This window comes from Ensifer adhaerens, assembly GCF_020035535.1.
GTDB lineage: Bacteria > Pseudomonadota > Alphaproteobacteria > Rhizobiales > Rhizobiaceae > Ensifer.
The window spans coordinates 2,644,790-2,659,521 of record NZ_CP083349.1 but is presented as its reverse complement, the minus strand read 5'-3'; the positions used below and the strand labels follow the sequence as shown (position 1 = coordinate 2,659,521).

The 14,732-nt window shown below is 64.8% G+C and carries 14 protein-coding genes; 3 read left to right on the top strand and 11 right to left on the bottom strand.

Annotated elements, in window-relative coordinates:
* Nucleotides 1-47: 47 nt before the first annotated feature.
* Both LAC81_RS13105 and LAC81_RS13100 read right to left on the bottom strand, forming a co-directional pair.
* The gene (locus tag LAC81_RS13105) at nucleotides 48-875 is read right to left on the bottom strand and encodes an anti-sigma factor family protein (RefSeq protein WP_223725142.1); all 828 of its coding nucleotides are present in this window, start codon (nucleotides 873-875) and stop codon (nucleotides 48-50) included.
* A 3-nt stretch (nucleotides 876-878) separates the two neighbouring features.
* The gene (locus LAC81_RS13100; protein WP_223725141.1) at nucleotides 879-1,397 is read right to left on the bottom strand and encodes an RNA polymerase sigma factor; all 519 of its coding nucleotides are present in this window, start codon (nucleotides 1,395-1,397) and stop codon (nucleotides 879-881) included.
* A gap of 375 nt (nucleotides 1,398-1,772) precedes the next feature.
* On the opposite strand from LAC81_RS13100, the gene LAC81_RS13095 reads away from it, so the two are divergent.
* Nucleotides 1,773-2,693: a DUF3313 domain-containing protein gene (locus LAC81_RS13095; RefSeq protein WP_223725140.1), complete on the top strand. Its 921-nt coding sequence runs from the start codon at nucleotides 1,773-1,775 to the stop codon at nucleotides 2,691-2,693.
* Between the two features lie 72 nt (nucleotides 2,694-2,765).
* Here the strand turns inward: LAC81_RS13095 and LAC81_RS13090 are convergent, their stop codons facing one another.
* Both LAC81_RS13090 and LAC81_RS13085 read right to left on the bottom strand, forming a co-directional pair.
* The gene (locus LAC81_RS13090; RefSeq protein WP_223725139.1) at nucleotides 2,766-3,317 is read right to left on the bottom strand and encodes a tetratricopeptide repeat protein; all 552 of its coding nucleotides are present in this window, start codon (nucleotides 3,315-3,317) and stop codon (nucleotides 2,766-2,768) included.
* 229 nt (nucleotides 3,318-3,546) lie between these two features.
* Nucleotides 3,547-4,449 carry a metallophosphoesterase family protein gene (locus LAC81_RS13085; protein WP_223725138.1) on the bottom strand — a complete coding sequence of 301 codons (903 nt, stop codon included), beginning with the start codon at nucleotides 4,447-4,449 and terminating at the stop codon, nucleotides 3,547-3,549.
* Between the two features lie 110 nt (nucleotides 4,450-4,559).
* Between LAC81_RS13085 and LAC81_RS13080 the strand changes: the two genes are divergently transcribed.
* The gene (locus LAC81_RS13080) at nucleotides 4,560-5,027 is read left to right on the top strand and encodes an NUDIX domain-containing protein (RefSeq protein ID WP_223725137.1); all 468 of its coding nucleotides are present in this window, start codon (nucleotides 4,560-4,562) and stop codon (nucleotides 5,025-5,027) included.
* Between the two features lie 30 nt (nucleotides 5,028-5,057).
* Here LAC81_RS13080 and LAC81_RS13075 read toward each other — a convergent pair whose 3' ends face one another.
* On the bottom strand, nucleotides 5,058-6,035 hold the full coding sequence (locus LAC81_RS13075; protein ID WP_223725136.1) for a glutathione S-transferase family protein: 978 nt from the start codon (nucleotides 6,033-6,035) through the stop codon (nucleotides 5,058-5,060).
* A 259-nt stretch (nucleotides 6,036-6,294) separates the two neighbouring features.
* Here LAC81_RS13075 and LAC81_RS13070 point away from each other — a divergent pair, with 259 nt between their 5' ends.
* Complete coding sequence (locus LAC81_RS13070; RefSeq protein WP_223725135.1) at nucleotides 6,295-6,840, top strand: GNAT family N-acetyltransferase; 546 nt, start codon at nucleotides 6,295-6,297, stop codon at nucleotides 6,838-6,840.
* 2 nt (nucleotides 6,841-6,842) lie between these two features.
* On the opposite strand, the gene LAC81_RS13065 is transcribed toward LAC81_RS13070, so the two are convergent.
* Genes LAC81_RS13065 through LAC81_RS13040 form a run of 6 tightly spaced genes read right to left on the bottom strand, consistent with a single transcriptional unit; the run spans nucleotide 6,843 to nucleotide 14,604 of the window.
* Nucleotides 6,843-7,265 carry a GNAT family N-acetyltransferase gene (locus LAC81_RS13065; protein ID WP_419195773.1) on the bottom strand — a complete coding sequence of 141 codons (423 nt, stop codon included), beginning with the start codon at nucleotides 7,263-7,265 and terminating at the stop codon, nucleotides 6,843-6,845.
* An 8-nt stretch (nucleotides 7,266-7,273) separates the two neighbouring features.
* Complete coding sequence (locus LAC81_RS13060; RefSeq protein WP_223725134.1) at nucleotides 7,274-7,768, bottom strand: GNAT family N-acetyltransferase; 495 nt, start codon at nucleotides 7,766-7,768, stop codon at nucleotides 7,274-7,276.
* Entirely contained in the window at nucleotides 7,765-9,834 is a 2,070-nt protein-coding gene (locus LAC81_RS13055; RefSeq protein WP_223725133.1) for a hypothetical protein, read from the bottom strand. The genes LAC81_RS13060 and LAC81_RS13055 overlap by 4 nt, the downstream gene beginning before the upstream one ends.
* Nucleotides 9,835-9,844: 10 nt before the next feature.
* Nucleotides 9,845-12,670 (bottom strand): DUF4159 domain-containing protein, encoded by a 2,826-nt coding sequence (locus LAC81_RS13050; protein WP_223725132.1) that lies wholly within the window; start codon nucleotides 12,668-12,670, stop codon nucleotides 9,845-9,847.
* A complete protein-coding gene (locus LAC81_RS13045; RefSeq protein ID WP_223725131.1) occupies nucleotides 12,667-13,587 on the bottom strand; it encodes a DUF58 domain-containing protein in 921 nt (306 codons plus the stop codon). The genes LAC81_RS13050 and LAC81_RS13045 overlap by 4 nt, the downstream gene beginning before the upstream one ends.
* A gap of 3 nt (nucleotides 13,588-13,590) precedes the next feature.
* Nucleotides 13,591-14,604 (bottom strand): AAA family ATPase, encoded by a 1,014-nt coding sequence (locus LAC81_RS13040; protein ID WP_223725130.1) that lies wholly within the window; start codon nucleotides 14,602-14,604, stop codon nucleotides 13,591-13,593.
* Between the last annotated feature and the right edge of the window lie 128 nt (nucleotides 14,605-14,732).

The window sequence follows — 14,732 nt, the reverse complement described above, 5'->3', positions numbered from 1 at the left end:
GGCAATCCGGTGCGGCCTTTTTCATGTCTGAAATTCGACTAGCGCCGTCAGATCGCCGCGGCGGCGGCCTCGGCGATATCCTGCATCCCGACATGGGCGGAAGGGCCGACGAGCACGAAGGCGGCGCCGCCTCTCTGCCAGGAAACCATGCCGAGATCGTCGCGGATGCTCTCGTCGAAATCGACCGGCTGCGGGCCAGTCGTATTCTTGAGGAAACAGATCGCGAAGATCTCCCCATCTGCACTGCGGTAGACCAGCTGCGCCACGGGCTTGCCGTCGGCCACCAGCAGGCGGGCGCCTTCGAAGGTCAGGCCCTTGCCGCCAAGCTGCGGGATCTTGAAGGGAACGCCAACGCTGGCTGAAAGCCAGGTCTCGATCTTGGGTGCTTCGGAGGCGGGGACCTCGACGAGATGGTCCTTCTGTCGCGAGTAGACGCGGTGGTAGTCGGCGATATCGTCAAGCCAGCCACGGGCGGCCGCCAACTCGGCCTGTTGGCCTGCGTTGTTGGCCGCGCCGATGAGGAAGCCGGCCGAACCGCCGAGCAGCATGAGCGCCACCGATGCCGCAAGCACGCGCGGCCAGATGCGTACGTTTCTGACGCTGGCGGCTGTCGCCGTCACGCGCTCGGTCTTGGGACTGGCGCCGGGACCTTGCTTGATCTGCCGAACCAGGGCCAACGGCACGGGATCATGCAGAAAATCCTCGAAGGCGGTATCGCCGAAGCTGCTGCCGGCCTTCAGCTTTTCGAACAAGGCCTTGGCGTCGTCGTCGCGGGCGAGAAGCGCTTCGAGTTCATGTCGTTCGGCTTCGCCGATCTCGCCGTCGATATAGGCGGATAGACGAACTTCGAGTGCGTGCCCCTTTGTCTGTTGCAACGGTCAGGCCCTCCTTTCGGAATTCTCGGAGACCATGGCGGCAAGCCTGAGGCGCGCAGTCGATAGCCTGCTCATCACAGTGCCGATCGGAATACCGAGGATGTCGGCCGTCTCGCGGTAGCTATGGCCTTCGACGTTGACCAGCAGGAACACGCTCGCCAGGCCTTCGGGCATAGACAGGATCATCTTCTGCAACTGATTGGCGTAGACGGCTTTTTCGGCCGAAGGCTCGATGCTGAGCTCCTCCTGGCCGAGTGCGTCGACCGTACCGCTACCGGCGCGGACCTTGCGCTTGCGGATCTCGTCGACCCAGAGGTTGCGCGTCATCGCATAGACCCAGCTTTCCAGCCGGCCTTCTCCGTTCCAGAGGTGGCTGCGCGTGATCGCGCGCTCGCAGGCTTCCTGAACCAGATCGTCGGCATCATTGGCATTGCGCGTCAACGTCATCGCGAACCGACGCAATTTGGGCAGGAGGCCGACCAAGTCGCGTCTGAAGTCCTTCGTTTCTGCCGCTGGACGCATTGCTCTTCCAAATGAAACGTGCCGGATCGTGCGTTTATTCGCGGTGTGGGGCACGAGGCGGATGATATGAAACATTTGCCCCTTAGTCTGCAAGGGAAGCGCCGGAACGGAAAGCAAATTCTGCTGCTTCATGGCGTCTTTTCCCAAAAAGCTTTTGCTTGCCGGCGCCCGTTAACCACGCGCTTCGTTACCGTAAACTGCAGCGCTGCCCCGAGATCGCGTCAAAGTTCGGCCCGAATCTGGCCGGACCTCATCGCACAACTGCAGGTCGATGTCGGGGACACACCAATGAACGGACAGCATCGTAGCAAGAGAATGAATGTCGCTCGGATTACGGGCGATCGATGGGGCCGGGGCCAGTTTCGGCGAGGGGCCGTGGCCATACGCATTGGCGCGGTCGTTCCTCTGCTTGCGGGGCTCGCCGCATGCCAGAGCGCTCAGGTCATCGAAACCGGATCGCTATCGTCCTACAAGGATTTCGTTGCCAGCGACGGGATGGTGACCAAGACCAAGTATCGGGTGGATGCCGCCGCGACCAAGAACGTGAAGACAGTGCATGTGATCCCGACGACCTTTGCGGCCACTGCGGATCTCGACAAGCTTGGCGATCCGCAGCAGAAGCTGGTGGCCACCGCGATCGACCGTTCGCTCTGCGAAGCCTTGAGTGCACAATTCGATGTCGTGCCCATATCGAAGCCGGCCGATATGGCCGTTCGCTCCGTGATCAGCAAGGTCAAATCGACAAATGCCGTTGTCGCGGGTGTGTCGACCGTCACCTCTGCGGTCGCTCCCGTTCCGGTTCCGCGGATTCCGATCGGTCTTGGAAGCCTTGCAGTCGAGGCCGAGGCCTTCGACACGAGGGGCAAGCAGATTGCCGGGATGACATGGGCGCGGGGCGCCAACATCCTCACCAATGGTTCGCGCGCATCGACTGCCGCCGATGCATTCGAACTCGCCGGCGACTTCTCCGACGATTTCAGCGCGCTTCTGGAAAAATCGAGCGACCCGATGAAGTCCGATTTCGAGCTGCCGTCGATGAAGAACGTCAAGAACAGCGTCGCCTATGCGGTGACCGGCAAGCCCACCGATCCCGATTGCGCGGTGTTCGGCAAGGGATCCGGCCTCGGTGGCATCGCCGGCGGCGCGCTCGGCTTGCCGCCGGAGTGGTCGGAGAAGAAGAACGATGCAAAGTCGATTGCTGATGACACTGCGGGAAGCGGTGCCACGGTAGGCGGGACGAAGGGAAGCGAGCCCAAGAAGAGCGGGCCGACGGCAAGCGGGCCGAAGAAGACCTAGCGTCCCGGTGCGTGTCCGTGGCACCTCGGATCGAGGCGGCGCACGGCGCCGCCCGTCCATATTATCGCCCGGTCAGTACTGGCGCACGCCGCCGAGTGATTGCAGCAGCGCGCGGTAGGCCCAGGTGTTTTCGCCGCCGCGATCGCGGATCTCGACGAGCTGCACGCGGGCTTCCTCGACGCGTCCCTGTTCGATAAGGGCCTGGCCCATATAGGAGCGGGCGAGGATGTAGTTCTCGTCGGCCTGCAGCGCGCGCTTGTAGTATTGCATGCCAAGTTCCATGCGGCCGGCCTTGCGGTTGGAATAGCCGAGATAGTTGAGCACGCGGGCGCTCTTCTGATCCTTGACAGCGCCGAGCACCTTGATGGAATTTTCATACTGGCCGTCATAGGCGAGCTCGCGGGCGGCCTGGAACAGGATATCGTCGCTGAGGTCGCTCTTCTTGGCGTTGACGCAAGCATTCTTCTTCGCGTCCCAGACCTTGCCACCAGTGCACTCGCTGGTCGTCTTGGTCTTCTTGGGCGGTTCGCTGGTATCTTCGCCGGCGGCCATCACGGCCTGCGCCATGAAGCTGGTTGCGCCGGCCACAAACAGGGCACAAAGCAGGTTTTTCCGATACATCATGCCATCTCCCGTTTCTCGCGCATGCCCGCGAAGGCTCGCGCGTGGTTTCAAACTGATCGCGTGTCGTCGACGCTTCGAAAGGAGACCGCCATCGGCTGATCCACCCACGAAGCATGCCAGAAGACGGTGCGCGCCACCAGCATGCAGCGCGACCGGGGTATGACGCATGAATGCGGGAAATTATTCGCCGGGCGATGAATATTCTGCGAAGCAGGTCCGCCCAGTCGCCTCAGAAACGCGTCGTTTCGGCGAGCGTCACGGTGGCGCCGTCGCCGTTCAGCGCATAGCGCTCGCGCGTCAGGTGCCAGTTTCCAGGCTCACCCACCACGGTGAAGAGGTTGTAGGCGGCCGGCGGCTTGTGACCACCCGGGCCCTGCGAGGCGGAGGCGATGCCGACGACCGGGACCGGAGCCTGCGGGCCCTTCAGCCAGTAGACGGTGTTGAGATGGGTGTGGCCGTGGATGACGAGCTCCGCGCCGCCTGACGAGATCGTCGCGGCAAAGCGGCGGATGCCGATCATGCGCTTATGCATCGGGGCTGCGCCGCGGATCGGAGGGTGATGGATCATGACGATGCGAAAGAGACCCGCTTCGCCGGCGGCCCTGAGCATGTTGACGGTTGCGCGCGCCTGCCTCTGGCCGAAATATCCGCTGGCGGCAAATGGCGGCGTCGCAACGGCGGTCGAGCAGCCGATCAGGGCGACTGGTCCGCGCACCCGCATATAGGGAAAGCAATGGTGCCGCTCATGCCAATGGGCGGGCGCATCGTCGCCGCGCATATAGGGATACCAGGCGCGGGTCGTCTTTTCGTAGGCACCCGGCACATAGGCGTCATGGTTGCCCGGAACGATGGAAATGTTCTCCGGCTTGCCCGCGTCCTCCAGCCATTCGGTGACGGCCTTGATCTCGAGCGACGACGCGAGGTTCACGAGATCACCTGTCATCGCCAGATGGTCAGGGTCCTTCTTCTCGATATCCGCAAGAAGGGTGTCGAGCGTGCCGGTGAAGAGGTGCCGGCTGCGATTGCGGTGCCAGTTGACGAAGCCGGTGATGCGCTTGGACGCAAGTTCCCTCAGGGATAGCTCGGGCAGAGGGCCGAGGTGGACATCGGAGATATGGGCAAATTTGAACATCGCCTCCGTCTAGCGCATATTCCGGCCGAGGGGAATCAGGTCGCCCGATGAATCGCGTGCGGCCGGGAAAAGGAAGGGCAAGGCGTCTGGAACAGGATCGGCCACCGGAGATGCGGCGCTGGTATCTGCGGCTCCTGATGCGGCTCGCGCACGCCTACTATGCAATGGCGCGCGGCATGACGATGGGCGTGCGGGCTGCCTGTTTCGACGACGAGGGCCGGGTCTTCCTTGTGCGCCATTCCTATCTGCCGGGCTGGCATCTGCCAGGCGGGGGCCTCGACCGCGACGAAGCCTCGCTCGACGGTTTGCTGCGCGAATTGCGCGAAGAGGGAAATCTGGAGACGACGGTGCCACCGGTGCTCATCCAGGTCTACTACAACCGGCGCACCAGCCGCCGCGACCATGTCGTCTTCTACCGCTGCGACGGTGTCAGGCAGAGCGCGCCGAAGACGCCCGATCTCGAAATTGCCGAAAGTGGCTTCTTCGCGCTCGATGCGCTGCCGGAGGATACCACGCCGGCGACCCGCCGCCGGCTTGCGGAGCTCGCCGGCAGCATTGCTATCGATCGCTACTGGTAGGCACGACCGACTTTCCGTTTCATTGTCGATCTACAGAGCCTCACGCCCATGCGGGGCGGTGAGGTCTAGCACTGGACCCACCGGTACGACACCCGTCGGGTTGATGGTCGTGTGGCTGCGGTAGTAGTGCTCCTTGATGTGGCGCATGTCGACCGTCTCGGCCACGCCAGGCACCTGGTAGAGCTCCCTGAGGTAACCCTGCAGGTTCGGATAGTCGGCGATGCGGCGGATATTGCACTTGAAGTGACCGACATAGACAGGATCGAAGCGCACCAGCGTCGTGAACAGTCGCCAGTCAGCCTCGGTGAGGCGGCTGCCGGTCAGGTAGCGGTGCGAGGCGAGGCGTTCCTCCAGCTTGTCGAGACGAGCGAAGAGGGCGGCAACGCTTTCCTCGTAGGCGCCTTGCGTGGTGGCAAAGCCGGCCTTGTAGACGCCGTTGTTGACGTCGTTGTAGACGTCGGTGTTCAAGGCATCGATCTCGCCGCGCAGCTCTTCCGGATAGAAATCGAGCGTCGAGCCGGTGAGGCCATCGAAGGCGGAATTGAACATCCGGATGATTTCGGAGGATTCATTCGAGACGATGGTATTCTGCTTCTTGTCCCAGAGGACGGGCACGGTCACGCGGCCGGAATAGTTGGCGTCGGCGCGGGTGTAGAGCTGCCACAGCGCCTTCGAGCCGAAGAGGTGGTCTCCTGTGCCGATGCCGCCGTCCTTGAATTCCCAGCCCTGGGCGAGCATCAGCGGATCGACGACCGAAACGGGGATCAGCTCCTCGAGCTTCTTCAGCTTGCGGAAGATCAGCGTGCGGTGTGCCCAGGGACAGGCGAGCGAGACATAGAGGTGATAGCGACCGGCCTCTGCCTTGAAGCCGGCGTCGCCGCTCGGGCCGGCCGAACCGTCCGCGGTCACCCAGTTGCGGAACTGCGAAGCGCTGCGCTTGAAGTGGCCGTTCGTTGCCACGGTGTCGTACCAGACGTCCTGCCAGACGCCGTCCACCAATCTACCCATTGGAAAACTCCTTCGTGATCGTTGCGTCAATAGATAGCGCTTCCGGCGGCGTCCGATAGATGGCGAATTCAGAACAGTGCGTTTTAGGCTTTGACAGAGGGCATTTTTCTGCTATCGGCGATCTCACAACTTTTTTCGTGTCTGGAAGAATCCACACAGATGATGCTCTCGGGAAACCTGCGACGACGCTGATGCTGCCAACGCCCTCATCGGGCGAAGCCATCCCTATGTCTGTCCGCATGCCTGGTTTCTCGATCCCATGAAAAAGCACGATCTCGTCTACCTGACCGAAGACGCGTCCCATGACGCCGCCATCGAAATCATCAATGAAGAAGCCTTTGGCCCCGGCCGGTTTGCGCGGGCGGCCGCGCGTATTCGGGAGCAGGGGCCGCATGACCGGTCTCTCTCTTTCATCTGCGCCGACAACGGCGAGACGATCGCGTCGGTTCGCATGACGCCTGTAATGGCCGGCTCGATTAAGGGCCATCTGCTCGGGCCGCTCGCCGTGCGGCCGTCGCACAAGAACATGGGCATCGGCCGGGAACTGGTACGCATCGCCGTCGAGGCGGCGCGGCGGAACGGTTCGGAAGCGGTGATCCTCGTCGGCGACCCGCCCTATTATCAGCCGCTCGGTTTCGAAAAGGTGCGTTACGGAGCGCTCGAGTTTCCGGGGCCGGTCGATCCCGCGCGGGTGCTCGTCGTGCCGATGGCCGAGGGCGTACACGCGGGCCTTGCCGGCATCATCGGCTGGCGGGACGACGCTCTGGCGCTTGCCGCGCCGCTCGAGCTGCCGCTCGCCGTCTGACATTAGCCTGTGGCGAGGGATTTCTTCAGGAAGACCCGGGTGCGGCCGATGGGGAAGTCCGGCAATTCGCCGAAGGCCGCGTAGCCCTGGCGTTCGTAGGCGCGCCGGGCCTGCGGGTTGAAAGTGTCGATCCAGGCACTGTGGCAACCGCGGCGTCGAGCTTCGTCTTCTGCCGCCTGCAGCAGTTTGCCGGCAAGGCCCTGTCCACGGAGATCCTCCGGCAGCCACAGCCATTGCACGAAGAGCCAGCCCCAACCGGTGTAGCCGTTCAGCCCGCCGCGTTTCCCTTGTGCCTCGAAGCCGCCGACGAGAACGGCGAGTGGTCGCCGCTCCGACGGGCCGACATCGGCGGCGTTGAAGGCGGTGAGGCCGTTGCCGATCGCTTCCAACGCCTCGGGCGGAGGCGCGTCCGTTACCGTAAACATCGAAATCCCTAGATAGATGCGCGGCGATGCGAGCCGCGGCCCATGCTGAAGACGTCGAGCCGGTCTTCGCCCACGTCGCTTTCGTCGAGCCGCCAGCCGAGACGCTCATAGAAGGCACGCTTGCCGGGGAGGGCGCAGAGATGGACGGTATCTGCGCCGGTATCGAGAGCGGCATGGGCGGCCTTCAACACGATGTCACCGCCGACGCCTGCTCTGCGGAAGGGTGGATCGACCCAGACGGCTGCCACCCAAGGGGTGAGGTCCGGCCGCTCTTCGAGATCCGAAGCAATGACCGAGGCCGTGCCGACGAAGCGATCTCCGGCATGCGCGACGAGGCAGAGTTGCTCCTCGTCTTCGGCAAGGCTCGCCCGGAGCAGGCCGGTGATGTGGTCCAGCGGGAAGCCGTGCGGTTCCCACCAGGCACGCCAGACGCGGTCGGCGACGGAGTCAAAGAAATGTGGTGCGTCGCGGAGGTCGCTGACGACAATGGTCTGATCGGTCATCGTCCCTCGCGATACCAGGTGGCCGAGATCAGGAAGAGCAGGGCGGCAAGCCCGAGAAGCCCGGTAAACAGCGGCAGCGAGTTGATGCCCTTCAACACGGTCTCGTCGGTCATGCGGATGGAGAGGCGCTGATCGTCGGCCGAGCGTATCGAGCCTCTGACCGGCAGCACCGTCGGCAGATCGAGCGGGCCGTCGGCGCTGGCGAGACGCCGCACCAGGCCCTTGGTCTTCTGCGCCCAGGGGCGCAGCTTGTCCTCAGTCGAGATCGCTGCCTTGAACTCCGGCGCATTGGGATCGCCGACATGGGCGAGCGCCGTGAGTTCGCCGTTGGTCATCTCGAACAGTCCGGTCTCGGTCGTGGCGAGTTCGGCCGAGTAGAGACCCGGCTGGCGCTCGGTCAGCTTCACGTCCTGCTTCTGGCCCGAGGGCGAAACGAGGGAAACGGGGCCGGGGTCGCCGTCGATCGTCTGGCGGGTAATTTCAAGCGTCCGGCCTCTGGCGCGCGCGGTCAGCGCTTCTTCCTCAAGCGAGGGTTCCTGCATCAGCCAGTGGGCGGTGCGGCGGTAGAGCGAGACATGCGGACCGCCGCCTTCGAAGCCGCGCGCCCAGAGCCAGCCCTGGTCTGAGAGGAGCATCGCGACGCGGCCCTTGCCCACGCGGTTGAGTACCAGCAGCGGCTTGCCGTCGGCGGCTTCCATCACCGTGTTGCCCTGCGGCCTGTCGACATCGACCGTGCGGAACCAGCGGCCCCAGTGCGGCGGCTCGCTGTCGGAGCCTTCGAGACCGCGGGTGACCGGGTGCTTCTTGCCTTCCTCCGACAGGCGGGGGAAGAACGCCTTCTCGTTCATCACGCCCGTGGGCGCGGCCGGAAGCACGGCCGAAAGCGGCGTTGCGGCGATCGAGTCGTCGCCGGCATGTTCCGGCCCGGCTGCAATCAGCAGCGCGCCGCCATTCTCCACATATTGCGCGATGTTGTCGTAGTAGAGGATCGGCAAGAGGCCGCGATGCTGGTAGCGATCGAGGATGATCAGGTCGAACTCATTGATCTTGTCGACGAACAGTTCGCGGGTCGGGAAGGCGATCAGCGACAGCTCGTTGATCGGGGTGCCGTCCTGCTTTTCCTGCGGACGCAGAATGGTGAAGTGCACCAGATCGACCGCCGCGTCGGATTTCAAGAGGTTGCGCCAGGCACGTTCACCGGCATGCGGTTCGCCGGAGACGAGCAGAACGCGCAGATTTTCGCGAATACCGTCGAGCACGTGGACCGCGCGGTTGTTGGTCGTGGTCACTTCGCCTGGAACGGCATCCACCGCAAATTCGAGCACGTTGTTGCCGCCGCGCGGAACCTTGAAGCTGAAGGGAACGTCGGTGCCCGGCTCGGCCCGTTCCCGGGCGATCTCGTTGCCGTTGAGGCGGATGCTGACTTCCGCGGTCCCGCCGGGGGCGGCACCATCGTCGACAACCCGGAAGGAGAGCTTCTGCTCTTCGCCGACGATGCCGAAGCGCGGCGGGTTGATGAGCTCGACGCGCCGGTCGAACTCATCAGGCTTGCCGGTGATCAGGCCATGGACCGGGGCGTCGAAGCCGAGCTTGCGGCTGACATCCGGCACGTCATGGATCTGGCCATCGGTCACGAAAATGGCGCCGCCGATGCGTGCGGGCGGGACGTCGGAGAGCGATGTGGCAAGGGTGGAGAAGAGATTGGTCGCCGGCGACACGCTCGCCGGATCCGACTTGGCCTCGACGATGCGGGGCTCGATCAGCGGTATCGCCGCCAGTCGCGCCTTCAAGCCCTCGACCGCACGATCGGTCTGCGCGGTGCGGTCGCCATTCTGCTGGCTCTGGCTGCGGTCGACGACAATCGCAACAATCGTCGAGAGCGGGTCACGCAGTTCGACGAAGATGGAGGGATTGGCGATCGCCAGGGCAAGTGCCGCCAAGGCGAGGGCGCGCAGCCAGGCGCCACGTATCTTTCGCCACAGGCCGAAGCCGATGAACAGGGCCGCGACGACCAGCAGCGGCACGAAGAACATCAGCGGAAGCAGCGGAGCAAATCCATAAGTCATCGATCAGCCCTCACTGCCCAAGCCTCTGGAGGAGGTCCGGCACATGCACCTGATCGGACTTGTAGTTGCCGGTCAGCATATACATCATGATGTTGACGCCCGCGCGATAGGCATATTCGCGTTGCATTTCGTCTGGCGGTACCGTCGGCAGAAGCGGCGCGCCGTTGGCATCCACAGCCCAGGCGCCGGCGAAGTCGTTGCCGGTGATCATGATCGGCGTCACGCCATCGCCGCCACGCACCGGCCGGTTGCTCTGTTCCTCGGCGCCATTGGGAGCGGCTTCCACCCACAACTGGCTCTCGGAATAGCGGCCGGGAAAATTCGTAAGCAGGTAGAAGGCCTTCGTCAGCACGTGGTCGGAGGGCACAGGTTCCAGCGGCGGAATGTCGAGGCCATTTAGCATTTCCTGCAGGCGCTGCACATTGGGGCTGTCGCCGGCGGCCGAAGGCGTCAGCGACGAGAACTGGTCGCGCGTATCGAAGAGCACGGTCCCGCCGTTGCGCATATAGGCGTCGATCCGGCTCATCACCCGGCTGCTCGGCATCGGCGCCGTGGCCGAAACCGGCCAATAGATGATCGGATAGAACGCCAGTTCGTCCTGTTCCAGATCGACGCCGACGGGCGCTCCCGGTTCCAGGGCCGTGCGATAGGTCAGGTAATTGCTGAGGCCAAGAAGGCCCTGCTCGGACAGACGGTCGACCTCGGCCTCGCCGGTGATGACATAGGCGAGGTGGGTCGTGTCGAGCCGCTGCAGTGTCTGCTCGTCGCTCGGCTGGCTGTCCTGCGCGTGAGCAACCGTGGGGGCGAGCGCCGCGAAGCCAAGCGTCGCAAGGCCGAGGGTGGCCAGAACGGTGGCCGCGGCGGCGCCACGGCTTCCACGACCGCGCAACCCGGTGAGGCCGCCTGCCATATAGAGCACGATCAGCGTGTCGATCAGGAAAAGCATCAGCGCGAGCCCGAAGAGGTAGGGGCGGATCGAGAATGGGCGCACACCTTCCAGTCCTTCCGCGCGCTCGCTGACGAGACTGCCTCTGATCGGAGCAAGACTGCCGCCGTCCGGGAGCAGATTGTTGGCAACGAAACCCTCCTCCGAGCCGTAGAGGCCGGGCGGCGTGTCAGCCGACACGGTCGGCGGAACTCCGGGGGCGATCTCGAGCGGACGGGCGCTGCCTGTTTCCGTGGTCAGTTCGCCTCGGGCGTTCAGCAGTCGATAGGGCGGCAGAGTCTGCGCCTTGCTCGTCTGGTCGCCGGCAACGCCGCCCGCGCGCGAAAGCTGAATGGACCGGCGCAGCATGTCGACGAAGGAGCCCGAGATCGGCAGGTTCGACCAGCTCGGATCGGCGCTCACATGGAAGAGCACGATGCGGCCACGCCCGCGTTCGGCCGTCGTGACCAAAGGCGTGCCATCGGCGAGATTTGCCCAGGTCCGTTCCGCGAGGTCCGGTGTCGGCTGCGCCAGAACCTGGCGCTTGACGAGGACGTCGCGCGGATGCTCGAGGCCGGCAAAGGGGCTGGACGACGGATAGTCAGCGAGCGGCTGCGGCTCCGACCAGGAGAGTGCGCCGTCGAGGGACCGTTCGCCCTGCCTCAGCACGACCGGGACGAGCGGGTCGTCGGCAGGGGCGCCCGCTAGCCGTGGGCCGGCGAAGCGAACGAGCATGCCGCCATTTTCCAGCCAGCGCGTCACCACAGGATAGCTTTCATCCGGCAGCCGGCCGACGTCGGCCATCACCAGGATCGACGGATTTTGCGCGAGAAGCTCGGCTATCGCCTTGCTGATCGCTTCCTCTCTGGGTTCGATCAGGTCGGCATGCGGTTCGAGCGCCCGCTTGATGTAATAGAGCGGCGATAGCAGCGGCTGCGACTGGTGAACCTCGCCGCTGAGAAGCGCCACGCGGCGGCGGCGGTTGCCGTCGTCGAGGAGGTGGATGCCACCGGCCGTTGCCTGCCCCTCGATCGTCAGACGCGCGAAGTCGTTGCGCAGCTCGAAGGGTGCTTTCAGGAGAGCATTTGCCGTCGTGGCGCCGGCGCCGAAGCGAAGTTCACCTTCGGCAATCGCGGTGCCGCGCGCGTCGCGGGCAAAGACGTAGTAGGCGCGCGGCTCGCCGATCGGCAGCCGCGATGCGGTGACCCGCATGCCCTCGTTTTCATTGGTTGCAGACGTCAGTGCGATGGCGCTTTCCGCATTGCCTTCGATCCGGCGGACATTGGCAGCACCGATCTCCGCGACCTGACGCATCGTCTGGCCGTCGCCGGCCTCGATCCCGTCGCTGAGGAAGGCGAGCGTTCCGGGCGGCGAGCCCGAGAGGGCGGCTTTCATGGCGGCAAGCGCGCGATCGCGCACGGCCGGAAGAGGTTGCGGCTGTGCCGCCGCGAGACGGTCTCGTGCGGTGGTGGCCGAGGCCGGCGTCGCATCGTGCTGGCGGTCGGTCGTAAAGACGATCGAGACCGGCAGATCCTTGGCTTCCGCATCGTCGATGAGCGCATTGGCAGCCTCGACCCGCCGATCCCAGTCGGAGACGGTCGCCCAACTGTTGTCGATGACGAGCGCGAGCGGGCCGGCGGACGAAAGCGTGTTCTGCCGCGGATTGAACACCGGATCGGCGATCGCCAGGATCACAGCGGCGGCCAGCAGCATGCGCAGCAGCGTCAGCCACCAGGGGCTTTGCGCCGGGGTTTCCTCGCGCTTCATCACGGACGCCAGGATGCGCAGCGGCGGGAAGACTTCGGCAGCGGGCCTTGGCGGCGTCATGCGCAGCAGCCACCAGATCACCGGCAGGGCAACCAGGGCGGCCAGGATGGCGGGGTTGGTGAAGAGGAAGGGCAGGCTGCTCATAGCTGGCCCCCGTGCGTCGCGCGTCCCGGCATGCCGGAGAGATAGGTGTGCACGGCGACGAGCGCTTCGGAGGCGGGCCGGTCGGTCCTGTGCGGGCTGAAGGTCCAGCCAAGATGACGGAGCGTCACGCCCAGGCTGTCGCGGCGGCTGACATAGGCGCGCTGATAGTCATCACGCAGCACTTCGGCGCGGCCGGCCGTCAGCTTCAAGCCGGTCTCCGGGTCGGTGAACTCGGTGCGGCCGGTATAGGGGAATACCTCTTCCGCGGGGTCCGCGATCTCGACCACATGGCCGCGCAGGCCGCGCTTGGCCAGCGGACCCAGGCGATCCATGATCTTTTCCGCCGGATCGAGAAAGTCGCCGATCAGCACCAGATCGCTGGCGCTGCGGATCATCCCGGTCTCGGGAAGGCCCTCCGCCAGCGGGCTCAGCATGATTGCGGTCGCCAGCCGTTCGGCGGCGTTGCGGGCCGAGATCGGCTCCATGATGCCCGGGCAGCCGATGCGTTCGCCGGAGCGGGCGAGGATCTCGGCGAGCGCCAGCATCAGCACGAGCGCGCGGCTTTCCTTGGAGACGGCGCCGAGCTTCGATTTGTACATCATCGACGGCGAAAGATCGGCCCACAGCCAGATGGTATGCGCCGCCTCCCATTCGCGGTCGCGCACATAGGTATGGTCGTCGCGGGCTGAGCGCCGCCAATCGATGCGCGACATGCTTTCGCCGTCCGAATAGGGCCGGAACTGCCAGAAGTTCTCGCCGATGCCGCGCTTGCGCCGGCCGTGCCAGCCGGAGATCACGGTGTTGGCGATCCGGCGCGCCTCGACCAGGCAATCGGGAACGAGCATGGCACGCTGCTGCGCACGTGAAAGCACTTCACTGGCGGGAGTACGCGAGACTATGTGCCCGACGGTGGCCATTCGTCAGCCTCTGGCCTGTTTCACCAGGTCGGCGATGACGTCGCGCACGGTCATGCCTTCGGCGCGGGCGGCGAAGGTGAGCGCCATGCGGTGCTGAAGAACGGGCTCGGCAAGGGCCAGAATGTCGTCGATCGATGGTGCCAGGCGGCCGTCATAAAGCGCACGGGCGCGGGCGCAGAGCATCAGCGCCTGGCCGGCGCGCGGGCCCGGACCCCAGGCGACATTCTTGTCGGTGGCGGCATTGCCATTGCCGGGGCGGGCCGAGCGCACCAGCGCCAGGATCGCGTCGACCACCTTTTCGCTAACCGGCATCTGGCGGATGAGGCCCTGGATCTGCTGAAGACGGGTGGCATCGATGACGGGATGGGCGGTGGCTTCGCCGACGCCGGTGGTTTCGAGCAGGATCTGCCGTTCGGCGGCGAGATCGGGATAGCCGACGTCGACCTGCATCAGGAAGCGGTCGAGCTGCGCCTCGGGCAGGGGATAGGTGCCTTCCTGTTCCAGCGGGTTCTGAGTGGCGAGCACATGGAAGGGCTGCGGCAGGTCCTTGCGCGCTCCGGCCACGGTGATGTGATACTCCTGCATCGCCTGCAAGAGCGCCGATTGCGTGCGCGGCGAGGCGCGGTTGATTTCGTCGGCCATCAGCAATTGCGTGAAGATCGGGCCGGGAATGAAGCGGAACGAGCGATGGCCGGCTGCATCCTGGTCCATGACTTCCGAGCCGAGGATGTCGGAGGGCATCAGGTCGGGCGTGAACTGCACGCGGCTCGAATTGAGCCCGAGCACGGTGCCGAGCGTGGCGACGAGCTTCGTCTTGGCAAGGCCTGGAACGCCGACGAGCAGGGCATGGCCGCCGGAGAGGACGGCGAGCAGGGTCTGCTCGACTACGCTTTCCTGGCCGAAGATGACCTTTCCGACTTCCGCACGCACCCGGGCGATTTCCGCGAGCGCGCTTTCCGCCGCAGCGACAATCGCCTTCTCGTCGATCGCGTCGGTCGCGCCCTTCATCACAGTCATGGTCGTACTCCCCGGTCGCCCGTTGTTAAACCGAATCGCCCTATACCGGGATTTCAGTCGCCAAATTCCAATTTAGACCCTGCCGGACGGCTGACAAGTCGGCGCCGACGCACTATCTCGTGAGATAT